The organism is Variovorax soli, from assembly GCF_031454625.1.
In the GTDB taxonomy this organism is placed as follows: Bacteria; Pseudomonadota; Gammaproteobacteria; order Burkholderiales; family Burkholderiaceae_C; genus Variovorax; species Variovorax soli_A.
Genome location: NZ_JAVDRF010000008.1, coordinates 98429 through 109142, shown reverse-complemented (window position 1 = coordinate 109142; position 10714 = coordinate 98429). Strand labels below are relative to the sequence as shown.

The 10714-nt window shown below is 71.2% G+C and carries 11 protein-coding genes; 10 read left to right on the top strand and 1 reads right to left on the bottom strand.

Annotated features, from left to right (window positions below):
• Positions 1 to 50: 50 nt before the first annotated feature.
• On the top strand, positions 51 to 326 hold the full coding sequence (locus J2739_RS18490) for a glycine zipper domain-containing protein (protein ID WP_309904243.1): 276 nt from the start codon (positions 51 to 53) through the stop codon (positions 324 to 326).
• A gap of 74 nt (positions 327 to 400) precedes the next feature.
• Here the strand turns inward: J2739_RS18490 and J2739_RS18485 are convergent, their stop codons facing one another.
• On the bottom strand, positions 401 to 1051 hold the full coding sequence (locus J2739_RS18485; protein WP_309904242.1) for a DedA family protein: 651 nt from the start codon (positions 1049 to 1051) through the stop codon (positions 401 to 403).
• 59 nt (positions 1052 to 1110) lie between these two features.
• Between J2739_RS18485 and mutL the strand changes: the two genes are divergently transcribed.
• The 9 genes from mutL (at position 1111) to J2739_RS18440 (ending at position 10663) form a co-directional block, all read left to right on the top strand.
• On the top strand, positions 1111 to 2982 hold the full coding sequence (gene mutL / locus J2739_RS18480; RefSeq protein WP_309904240.1) for a DNA mismatch repair endonuclease MutL: 1872 nt from the start codon (positions 1111 to 1113) through the stop codon (positions 2980 to 2982).
• A 146-nt stretch (positions 2983 to 3128) separates the two neighbouring features.
• Positions 3129 to 4100, top strand: a complete 972-nt coding sequence (locus J2739_RS18475; RefSeq protein ID WP_309904238.1) for an alpha/beta hydrolase — start codon at positions 3129 to 3131, stop codon at positions 4098 to 4100.
• Between the two features lie 149 nt (positions 4101 to 4249).
• Positions 4250 to 5179: a tRNA (adenosine(37)-N6)-dimethylallyltransferase MiaA gene (gene miaA, locus J2739_RS18470; RefSeq protein ID WP_309904236.1), complete on the top strand. Its 930-nt coding sequence runs from the start codon at positions 4250 to 4252 to the stop codon at positions 5177 to 5179.
• Positions 5176 to 5826, top strand: coding sequence for an ABC transporter ATP-binding protein (locus J2739_RS18465; RefSeq protein ID WP_309904234.1), 651 nt, complete (start codon positions 5176 to 5178; stop codon positions 5824 to 5826). Before miaA ends, J2739_RS18465 begins: the two co-directional genes overlap by 4 nt.
• 45 nt (positions 5827 to 5871) lie before the next feature.
• Positions 5872 to 6264, top strand: a complete 393-nt coding sequence (locus J2739_RS18460) for a DUF4189 domain-containing protein (protein ID WP_309904232.1) — start codon at positions 5872 to 5874, stop codon at positions 6262 to 6264.
• A 33-nt stretch (positions 6265 to 6297) separates the two neighbouring features.
• On the top strand, positions 6298 to 7686 hold the full coding sequence (locus J2739_RS18455; RefSeq protein WP_309904230.1) for an NAD(P)H-dependent oxidoreductase: 1389 nt from the start codon (positions 6298 to 6300) through the stop codon (positions 7684 to 7686).
• Positions 7686 to 8954 carry an amidase gene (locus J2739_RS18450; RefSeq protein WP_405053910.1) on the top strand — a complete coding sequence of 423 codons (1269 nt, stop codon included), beginning with the start codon at positions 7686 to 7688 and terminating at the stop codon, positions 8952 to 8954. Before J2739_RS18455 ends, J2739_RS18450 begins: the two co-directional genes overlap by 1 nt.
• A gap of 111 nt (positions 8955 to 9065) precedes the next feature.
• Positions 9066 to 9425, top strand: coding sequence for a YciI family protein (locus J2739_RS18445; RefSeq protein ID WP_309904226.1), 360 nt, complete (start codon positions 9066 to 9068; stop codon positions 9423 to 9425).
• Positions 9422 to 10663, top strand: coding sequence for an RNA polymerase sigma factor (locus J2739_RS18440; RefSeq protein WP_309904224.1), 1242 nt, complete (start codon positions 9422 to 9424; stop codon positions 10661 to 10663). Before J2739_RS18445 ends, J2739_RS18440 begins: the two co-directional genes overlap by 4 nt.
• Positions 10664 to 10714: the final 51 nt, after the last annotated feature.

Sequence of the window (10714 nt, the reverse complement as noted above, 5' to 3'; positions counted from 1 at the left end):
GGACCGCAGCTCCCCAGAATGAGTTCATCACTCATCGAAAGGTGGACATCATGAACACACGTCTCTGGATCACGGCCGGTGCAGCCACCGCCGTCATGGCGCTGGCGGGCTGCGCGGCAGGACCCAATGAGCAATGGGGCACGGCCGGCGGCGCAGTGGGCGGCGCGGTGCTCGGCAACGCCATCGGCGGCAACACCGCCAGTACCGTGGGCGGTGCTGCCATCGGCGGCGTGATCGGCAACCAGGTGGGTCGCCGCGCGGACGAGCGCAATTACTACCGCGATCGCAGCAGCGGCTACTACCCCTATAACGGGCCGACCTACTGACCCTGCGATTCCCGCATGCATGCGGAAAGGCGTGCCGATCGGCACGCCTTTTTTTGTTGGAAAGCCGCCCGCGATCAGCGCGCCGAGGAAGGCGTGCGCCCCGCGCGCCACGCGCTGAAGATCGCGATCAGGCCCGGCACGATGATCAGTGCCCAGATGATCTTGTCCAGGTGCTCCTTCACGAAGGCCAGGTTGCCGAACAGGTAGCCGGCCGTGCACAGGCCCAGCACCCACAGCAGCCCGCCGGCGATGTTGTAGAGGCTGAATTTGCCGCGCGTCATGTCGGCCACGCCGGCCACGAAAGGCGCGAAGGTGCGGATGAAGGGCATGAAGCGCGCGAGCACGATCGTGATACCGCCGTAGCGCTCGTAGAACGCGTGCGCCTGGTCGAAGGCCTTGCGGTTGAAGAAGCGCGAGCTCTCCCATTGGAAGACCTTGGGACCGAAGTAGCGCCCGATGCTGTAGTTGCACTGGTCGCCCAGGATGGCTGCGGCGATCAGGATCGGGACCGCGATGCCGACGCTCATCAGCCCCGCGCCGGACAGCGCACCGACGATGAAGAGCAACGAATCGCCCGGCAGGAAGGGCATGACCACCAGGCCGGTCTCGACGAAGACGATGAGGAACAGAAGCGCGTACACCCAGGGCCCGTAGGCGATGACGAAGCTCTCCAGGTGTTTGTCGACGTGAAGGATGAAGTCGACCAAGAAGCTGATGATTTCCATGGGCGCGCATTATCCGGGCGGCCGTGCGGCCGCCCGGGAAGCCCTTCTAGAATGGCCGGGTGAGCGCCCTCCCCTCCGCCCTCCCTTCGGCCACGCGCCGCCCCATCCGCGAACTTCCAGACGAACTGATCAGCCAGATCGCTGCCGGCGAGGTGGTCGAGCGGCCGGCCTCGGTGGTGCGCGAACTGCTCGACAACGCCCTCGACGCCGGCGCGCACCAGATCACGGTGCGCCTCGCAGCCGGCGGCGTGCGCCTGATCTCTGTCGAGGACGATGGCCAGGGCCTGCCGCGCGACGAGCTGCCGCTGGCGCTGCGCCGCCACGCGACCAGCAAGATCGCGAGCCTCGGCGAACTCGAGACCGTCGGCACCATGGGCTTCCGGGGCGAAGCGCTGGCCGCCATCAACGCCATCGCCGAGCTCAGCCTGCTGTCGCGCGCAGCCGGCGCCGACGCCGCCTTTGCGCTCGATGGCCGCACCGGCGAGCTGCGCCCGGTCGCGCGCGCCACCGGCACCACGGTGGAGGTGCGCGAGCTCTTCTTCGCCACGCCGGCGCGCCGCAAGTTCCTGAAGACCGACGCCACCGAACTGGCCCACTGCATCGAGGCCGTGCGCCGCCATGCGTTGGCCCGTCCCGATGTCGGCTTCGCGGTCTGGCATGAAGGCAAGCTGGTCGAGCAGTGGCGCGCAGCCGCCGCGCGCGACTCGCGCCTGGCCGATGCGCTCGGCGATCCGTTCGTCGCGCAGAGCGTGGCGATCGCGCATGCCGCCGGGCCGGTGCGCGTGACGGGCCGCGCGGGCATTCCCGACGCCGCCCGCTCGCGTGCCGACCAGCAGTTCTTCTACGTCAACGGCCGCTTCGTGCGCGACAAGGTCCTCGCCCACGCGGTGCGCAGCGCCTACGAAGACGTGCTGCATGGCCAGCGCCAGCCGGTCTATGCGCTGTACCTCGAGATCGATCCGGCGCGGGTCGACGTCAACGTGCATCCGACCAAGATCGAAGTGCGCTTCCGCGATGGTCGCGAGGTGCACCAGGCGGTGCGCCATGCGATCGAGAACGCGCTGGCGGTGCCGCGCGCCGGCGACGCGGCCTCTGTGCCGGCCGAGCCTTTCTTCAAGCCGCGCACCAGCGCGCCGGCCGTGCCGGCATGGACCCAGCCCGCCATGCATTTCGCGGCCGAGCGCGGCCTGGGCGATGCGGCCGCGATGTGGCCCTCGGCACCGCGCGAACCGATCGCGGCTCCCTTCCCCGCCTTCGACGCACCCGCCGCCCAAGCCCTGGCCCCGGCCATCGCCTCCACCCAGGCGCTTACCGCCGGCCCCGGCGCAGCCGACGACAACGAACAGGCATGGCCCCTCGGCCGAGCCCTGGCCCAGCTGCAGGGCATCTACGTCCTGGCCGAGAACAGCCAGGGCCTGGTGATCGTGGACATGCACGCGGCACACGAACGCATCGTCTATGAGCGCCTCAAGACCCAGCTCGACGGCGCCGCCATCGCCAGCCAGCCGCTGCTGATCCCGGCCACCTTCGCCGCCACGCCCCAGGAAGTCGCCACCGCCGAAGCGTGCGCCGCGGTCCTGCCCTCGCTGGGCCTCGAGATCACGCCCTTCTCGCCCCGTACGCTGGCGGTGCGCGCGGTCCCCGGCACCCTGGCCGATGGCGACCCGGTCGAGCTCGCGCGCAGCGTGCTGGCCGAACTGGCGCAGCATGACGCCAGCACGGTCGTGCAGCGCGCCCGGAACGAGCTGCTCTCGACCATGGCTTGCCACGGCGCGGTGCGCGCCAACCGCCGGCTGACAATCGACGAAATGAACGCCCTGCTGCGCCAGATGGAAGCCACCGAGCGCTCGGACCAATGCAACCATGGCCGGCCGACCTGGCGCCAGCTCTCCATTCGCGAACTCGACAGCCTGTTCCTGCGCGGCCGCTGAGTCCGTTTGTCGCCAACTTCCGCACATTTGTCGCTAGTTGGCCACGTCACCAAGGGTTTTCACCCGTCATCGGGTGCCCGGGCACGGCCGTTGCATGGTGTCTTGAGTTGAACTTTCCTCTCAATCGCCTGTCATTCAGCCTTCCGATGAAGTCCTGGTCCCTCTTCGCCTCCGCCACCGCCCTGGTCGCCCTGCTGGCCGGAGGCTGTTCCACCCTCGACGAACAGCAGCGCGAGTGGATCTTCCAGCCCAGCGACCGCAGCTGGGGCAACTCCGAGGCCATGAGCGAAGGCATGGAGCATGTCTGGATCGACTTCGACTCCAAGGTCACGGGCCAGCCGGCCCGGCTGCACGGGCTCTGGCTCGGCGGCGAGCCGGAGTCGGCCGACACCCCGGTGCTGCTCTACCTGCACGGGGCCAAGTTCAACGTCGCCGGCTCGGCGCCGCGCATGCGGCGCATGCACGAGCTGGGCTTCTCGGTGCTGGCCATCGACTACCGTGGCTTCGGCAAGAGCAGCAAGGCCCTGCCCTCCGAGGACTCCGCACGCGAGGACGCGCGCGCCGCCTGGATCTGGCTGGCGGCGCGGCACCCGAACCAGCACCGCTACATCTTCGGCCACTCGCTGGGCGGCGCGATCGGCATCGACCTGGCCTCGCAGGTGAACGACGAGAGCGGCACCATCGTCGAGAGCACCTTCACCTCGATCGCCGACGTCGTCAGCAGCTTCAAGTGGGGCTGGCTGCCCTTTGGTCCCTTGATCACGCAGCGCTTCGAGGCGATCTCCAAGGTCAAGAACATCGGTGCCCCGCTGCTCGTGGTGCATGGCAGCGCCGACAGCCTGATCAACCCGACGCTCGGGCGCAAGCTTTATGAAGCCGCCACCGTGCCCAAGCAGTTCGTGCTGGTCGAGGGCGGCTCGCACCACAGCACCGGCTCGATCGGCGAGGCGCAGTACCGCGCCGCACTGGCCCAGCTGTTTCGCATGAAGCCGCCGACCGTGCTGGCAGCGCAGGACGAAGCGCCCGCCACGCACACCACGCACACCACGCATCCCGCGCAGCCGGGGATGGCCGCGGGCCCGCACGAAGCCGTCTCGGCGCCGCCGCACAAGATCTGATCCCGCTGCGCCGCTGCGGCGGATCGCATTTGCTACGCTCGGGCGCATGTCGCCCACTGCAGCACGCGCCGTCTCCCCCGCCTCTCGCACAGGGCGCGCACTCTCTGCGCCGGTCGCGCGGGCGAGGGTGCACCGCCGCGGCGCTTCTCATGGCCACTGACACCGGCTACGTGGCCCTCGCCGGGCCCACCGCCTCCGGCAAGACCGCGGCCGCGCTCGCCATCGCCCGCGCACGACCGGTAGAGATCGTCAGCGTCGACTCGGCGCTGGTCTACCGCGGCATGGACATCGGCACCGCCAAGCCTACGGCCGCCGAGCGTGCCGCGGCGCCGCATCACCTGATCGACATCCGCGATCCGCGCGAGCCCTACAGCGCGGCGGCCTTCGTGGCGGACGCCACGCGCCTGATCGCCGAGATCCGTGCAAGAGGCCGCCTGCCGCTGCTGGTGGGCGGCACCATGCTGTACTTCAAGGCGCTGGCGGACGGCATCGACGCGATGCCCGCGGCCAACCCCGGGGTGCGCAGCCAGCTCGAAGTCGAGGCCGCCGCGCTCGGCTGGCCCGCGATGCATGCGCAGCTGGCGCAAGTCGATGCGCCCACCGCCGCGCGGCTCGCGCCGAACGACAGCCAGCGCATCCAGCGCGCGCTGGAGGTCTGGCGCACGAGCGGTCGCGCCCTCTCCAGCTTCCATGCCACGCAACGCGCGGGCGGCCTGCCGCCGCTGGCGCTCTTCTCGCTCGAGCCGACCGATCGCGCCTGGCTGCACCAGCGCATCGCCGAGCGTTTCGACGCGATGCTGGCGGCCGGCTTCCTCGACGAGGTGCAAGCCCTGCGCGCGCGCGGCGACCTGGTGGCCGACCTGCCCTCGATGCGCAGCGTCGGCTACCGCCAGGCCTGGGAGGCGCTGGATGGCGCCTGGCCCCTGGCCGAGCTGCGCGAGCGCGGCATCGCGGCCACGCGTCAGCTGGCCAAGCGGCAGATCACCTGGCTGCGCAGCATGCCGGCCCGGCGCGTGGTGCCGGCCGAGGCGCCCGATGCGATCGCGCGCATCGCGGCCGCGGTGGTTGAGATCGAATGACGCTCAAGGTCGAAAGCCTGGCCAAGCGCTACGGCGACAGCACCGTGTTCGAACAGGTTTCGCTCGCGGTCGCGCCGGGCGAGTTCGTGGCCATCGTGGGCGAGTCCGGCGTGGGCAAGTCCACGCTGCTCAACTGCATGGCCGGGCTGGACAGCTGGGATGCCGGGACCGTCGTGCACGACGACGTCGACATCGGCGCGCTCGACGGCGAGGCGCGCGCGCTCTGGCGCCGCCGGCAGGTTGGCTTCGTGTTCCAGGCCTTTCATGTGCTGCCCCACCTGGACGTGGCGCAGAACGTCGCCCTGCCGCTGATGCTGCTGAAGCAGGCGGACGCGGCGCGGGTGGCGCACATGCTCGAGGCGGTCGGTCTGGCGGGCCTGGGCGAACGCCTGCCCCAGCAACTGAGCGGCGGCCAGCTCCAGCGCGTGGCGATCGCCCGCGCGCTGGTGCACCGGCCTGCGCTGCTGCTGGCCGACGAGCCCACCGGCAACCTCGATCCGGGCACCGCGGCGAAGGTGATGGAGGTGCTGTTCGCGCAGACGCGCGAGCACCGCGCCTCGCTGGTGCTGGTCACGCATTCGGAGGCCGCCGCTGCGCGGGCCGACCGGGTGCTGCACCTCAGCGCGGGCGGCATACTGCCCGCGTAGATGTGCGATCCTCGCGGGATGCGCTTTCGATCCCGTCCTGGCCGCATGCCTGCCGCGCTCGCGCTGCTGCTCTACGGCATGCTGACGTACATCGCCATCGGTCCGGCCCATGCCGAACCCGGCCCGGGCCCGAGCTGGGGCGCGATCGCATCGCTCCAGGGATGGTATGGCTACGCCTTCGATCAACCTTCCCGCGCCGCCGCCGAGCTGGCCGCTCGCGCCCAATGCGATCGGGCGGCGGGCCGTGCCGGCGCCTGTGTCGTTCGTGCCTATTTCGACCGCGCCTGCGGTGCGCTCGCGACCGGCAACTACGGCGAGTGGGGCACGGCCGTCGCGCCCACGGCCAACGCCGCGGGCAAGGCCGCTGCAGGCCAGTGCGAAACCCATCTTCCGACCGAGCCCTGCAAGGTGGTCGTCAGCGTCTGCTCCCGGCATTGAGCATGCGCTGATCACACGGAGGCGACCCGAACCATGAGCCTGCATCAACGACTCCAGCAGCGCGCCGCCGAGAACAAGCCGGTGCGCATCGGCCTGATCGGCGCCGGCAAGTTCGGCGCCATGTACCTGGCGCAGATACCGCGCACGCCCGGCGTGCAGCTGGTGGCGATCGCCGATCTCTCGCCCGATGCGGCGCGCGCGAACCTCGGACGCGTGGGCTGGCAGCCGGCGCGCGCCGCCGCCCGTTCGTTGCAGGAAGCGCTGCGCGAGGGCACGACCTGGATCACCGAGGACTGGCAGGCGGTGACGCGCGCGCCTTCCATCGACATCGTGGTCGAGTGCACCGGCAACCCGGTCGCCGCAGTCGAGCACTGCCTCGATGCGTTCGCGCACGGCAAGCACGTGGTCAATGTCACGGTGGAGGCCGACGCCTTCTGCGGCCCGTTGCTGGCGCGCCGCGCGCAACAGGCCGGCGTGCTGTACTCGCTCGCCTTCGGGGACCAGCCGGCGCTGATCTGCGACCTGGTCGACTGGGCACGCACCTGCGGCTTTCCGGTGGTGGCGGCCGGGCGCGGCCACAAGTGGCTGCCGCATTTCAGCGAATCGACGCCGGAGACGGTGTGGGGCCACTACGGCCTCACGCCCGAACAGGCGAAGCGCGGCGGCCTCAACCCCAAGATGTTCAACAGCTTCCTCGACGGTTCCAAGCCATCGATCGAGAGCGCGGCGGTGGCCAATGCCACCGGCCTCGGCGTGCCCTCTGACGGGCTGCGCTACCCGCCGGCCAGCGTGGAGGACATCCCCTTCGTGACGCGCCCGAAGAGCGAAGGCGGCGTGCTCGAACGCAAGGGCATGGTGGAGGTGGTGTCCTCGCTGGAGCCCGACGGTCGCCGCATCCCCTACGACATCCGCATGGGCGTGTGGGTCACGGTCGAGGCCGAGACCGACTACATCAAGCACTGCTTCGAGGAATACAACGCGCACACCGATCCCACCGGGCGCTACTTCACGCTCTACAAGCGATGGCACCTGATCGGCCTGGAGGTCGGCGTCTCGGTCGCGTGCGTGGCGCTGCGCGGCGAGCCCACCGGCGTGGCGACCTGCTGGAACGCCGATGTGGTCGCCACCGCCAAGCGCGACCTCGGGGCGGGCGAGACGCTCGATGGCGAAGGCGGCTACACGGTGTGGGGCAAGCTGCTGCCGGCGGAGCGCTCGATGCGCCTCGGCGGCTTGCCGCTCGGCCTCGCGCACCACGTGAAGCTGGTACGGCCGGTCAGGAAGGGGCAGAGCCTTTGCTGGGCCGATGTCGCGATGGACACCACCACCGACGCGTACCAGCTGCGCAGCGAGATGGAGGCGATGTTCGCGCCGTCGGCGCAAGCGCTGGGCGCTGGAGGCACAGCACCGTGTCCGGCGCCCTGATGACAGCCCTGGCCATGCGCCGGGCCATGGCCGACGGAACGCTGACGGCCGAAGTGGCAGTCCGCCGCGCGCTCGAGCACATCGCGGAGCGCGAGCCCGTGATCCATGCCTGGGAATGCATCGACGCCGAGGGCGCGATGCGCGCGGCCCGCGACCTGGATGCGCGCGGCCGGCCGGGCCTGCTGGGCGGCGTGCCGATCGGCGTGAAGGATCTGATCGCGACCGCCGGCCTGCCCACCCGCTACGGCTCGCCGATCTACCAGGGCTTCCGTCCCGCTGCCGACGCTGCCTGCGTGGCGCGCGCGCGGGCGGCAGGCGCGGTCGTGATCGGCAAGACCGTGACCACCGAGTTCGCCTACTTCACGCCTGGCCCCACGGCGAACCCTTGCAACCCCGACCACACGCCCGGCGGCTCTTCCAGCGGCTCGGCCGCCGCGGTGGCCGACGGCATGGTGCCGATCGCCTTCGGCACGCAGACGGCGGGATCGCTGATCAGGCCTGCCTCCTTCTGCGGCGTGTTCGCGATCAAGCCGAGCTTCGGCTCGGTGAGCCTCGCGGGCGTCAAGCCCTTCTCGCCATCGCTCGACACGGTCGGCTGGTTCGCCCGCAGCGCGGACGACCTGGAGCTGATGCGGTGCGCGATGGAACAGGCGGCCTTCGCGCCGCTGCAGCCGCCCGATGCACGTGCCTTGCGGCTCGGCGTCTGCCGCACCCACGAGTGGCCGGCCGCCGATGCCGGCGGGAGCGCCGCCTTCGAAGAGGCGCTGAAGAAAGCCGGCGCCGCCGGCATCCGGCTGCGCGACATCGACTGGCCCGCCGAGATGGCCGGCCTGGTCGAAGCGCAGAAGACCGTCATGGCCCGGGAAGCCGCGCAATCGTTGGCGCCCGAGTGGCGCGACCACCGCGAGCGCCTCAGCGCCGCACTCGTTGCGCTGCTGGAGATGGGCCGCGCCTGCGCCGATCACACCTACCAACAGGCGCTCGACCAGGCCGCGGCCGCCCGCCGCCTGCTGCCGCCGCTGATGCGCGACGTCGATGCCCTGCTGGTGCCTGCCGCGCCCGGCGAGGCGCCGGCCGGCCTCGGCGCCACCGGGGATCCGGTCTTCAATCGCCTCTGGACGCTGCTCGGCGTGCCCTGCGTCAACGTGCCCGGCTTGCAGGGGCCGCAGGGCCTGCCGATCGGCATGCAGTTGATCGGCCATGTCCGCCAGGAGCGGAATCTCCTGGCGGTGGCTTCGCGCCTTCATCGCGCGTTGACCGAGGATTGAGGCGCGACAATTTTTTTCGTCCGTCCGCCAACGGCTGTCGAAATGCAGGATTGCCGGACGTCATGGGCATGAGCGATCCTGCTCGACACACTCTTTTTCCGGAGGTTCCCCATGCAATACATGCTGATGTTCTACCAACCCCAGTCCGAGTTCGACCAGCGCGAAGAGGCCCAGGCGCAGGCCTACCGCGCGAGCTGGATGGACTACGTGGGCGCGGTGCGCCAGTCCGGCATCGTGCAAAGCGGCCATGGCCTGCATCCGCCGATGACCGGCACCACGCTGCGCGTGCGCGGCGATAAGCGCCAGGTGCAGGACGGCCCCTTCGCCGACACCAAGGAGCAGTTGGGCGGCTACTTCGTGATCGAGGTGCCGGACCTCGACGCGGCGCTCGAATGGGCAGCGCGTGCGCCCTGTGCCGCCACCGGCGGCGTGGAGGTGCGCCCGGTGTTCACCGCGCCCACGGAGATGTGACCTCCGCAGCCCTGCCCGAGGCCCATGCGGCAGCCGAGCGGGCCGCGCGCCAGTCCTATGGCCGGCTGGTCGCGATCCTCTCGGCGCGCATGCGCGACATCGCCGCCTCCGAGGACGCGCTCGCCGATGCCTTCGCCCGCGCCCTGGAGCGCTGGCCCGCCGAGGGCATCCCGCGCCAGCCCGAGGCGTGGCTGCTCGGCGTCGCCCGCAACCGCGTGCTCGACGCCTGGCGCCACAGCCGCGTGCAGGAGCAGGCCGGGCAGACGCTGCTGGCCATGGCCGACGAGTTCGCGCCCGAGGCGAACGGCGGCGAGGCGGTGCCGGACGAGCGGCTGCGCCTCTTGTTCGTCTGCGCGCATCCGGCCATAGACGCCGCGGCGCGTGCGCCGCTGATGCTGCAGACCGTGCTCGGCCTCGACGCGGCACGCATGGCCGGCGCCTTCCTGGTCGCCCCCGCCACGCTGGGCCAGCGGCTGGTGCGCGCCAAGGCCCGCATCCGCGCGGCGCGCATCCCTTTCGAGTTCCCGCGCGCACAGGACCTGTCGCAGCGCCTGCAGGACGTGCTCGACGGCATCTACGCCGCCTACGGCACCGGCTGGGACGACATCGACGGTGCCGACAGCGCTCAGCGCGGCCTGACCCGCGAGGCCATCGACCTGTGCCGCATCCTCTGCAGCCTGATGCCGCAAGAGCCCGAGCCGCTGGGCCTGCTGGCGCTGATGCTGTTCTGCGAGAGCCGCGCCGCCGCCCGCCGCAACGACGCCGGCGCCTATGTGCCGCTCGACGTGCAGGACAGCCGCCGCTGGGACCTCGGCATGCACGCGCAAGCCGAGGAAGCGCTTCGGCGGGCGGCCGGCATGCACGCCCTGGGCGCCTTCCAGATGGAAGCGGCGATCCAGTCCGCGCATTGCGCGCGGCGCCTGGGCGCGCCGGTTCCGGCCGAGGCGGTGCTCGCGCTCTACGACGGCCTGGTCGCCCTGAGGCCCTGCACCGGCGCGCACGTGAGCCGGGCTTGCGCGGTGGCGCGGGCCGAGGGACCGGCGGCCGGTCTGAGCGCCCTCGATGCGCTCGCCGCCGGCGAAGTCGCGAACTACCAACCCTATTGGGCCGCGCGGGCGCATCTGCTGGGCGCGAACGGCGAACGCGAGGCGGCGCGCCAGGCGTATGCGCGTGCGGCGGGGCTGAGCACCAGCGCGGCAGTGCGTGCCTACCTGTCGGCGGAGGCTGAGCGGCTTTGACCTGCTCTCGTCGAGTCGAGACGCAGCACGCGAGCCGGCTTGCGCGGGACG

Excerpts from the sequence above, each read along its gene's own strand:
- J2739_RS18445 (WP_309904226.1), top strand. The coding sequence starts at position 9,066 with ATGCAATACATGCTGATGTTCTACCAACCCCAGTCCGAGTTCGACCAG.
- J2739_RS18475 (WP_309904238.1), top strand. The coding sequence starts at position 3,129 with ATGAAGTCCTGGTCCCTCTTCGCCTCCGCCACCGCCCTGGTCGCCCTG.
- J2739_RS18485 (WP_309904242.1), bottom strand. The coding sequence starts at position 1,051 with ATGGAAATCATCAGCTTCTTGGTCGACTTCATCCTTCACGTCGACAAA.
- miaA (WP_309904236.1), top strand. The coding sequence starts at position 4,250 with ATGGCCACTGACACCGGCTACGTGGCCCTCGCCGGGCCCACCGCCTCC.
- J2739_RS18490 (WP_309904243.1), top strand. The coding sequence starts at position 51 with ATGAACACACGTCTCTGGATCACGGCCGGTGCAGCCACCGCCGTCATG.
- J2739_RS18455 (WP_309904230.1), top strand. The coding sequence starts at position 6,298 with ATGAGCCTGCATCAACGACTCCAGCAGCGCGCCGCCGAGAACAAGCCG.
- J2739_RS18450 (WP_405053910.1), top strand. The coding sequence starts at position 7,686 with ATGACAGCCCTGGCCATGCGCCGGGCCATGGCCGACGGAACGCTGACG.
- J2739_RS18465 (WP_309904234.1), top strand. The coding sequence starts at position 5,176 with ATGACGCTCAAGGTCGAAAGCCTGGCCAAGCGCTACGGCGACAGCACC.
- J2739_RS18460 (WP_309904232.1), top strand. The coding sequence starts at position 5,872 with ATGCCTGCCGCGCTCGCGCTGCTGCTCTACGGCATGCTGACGTACATC.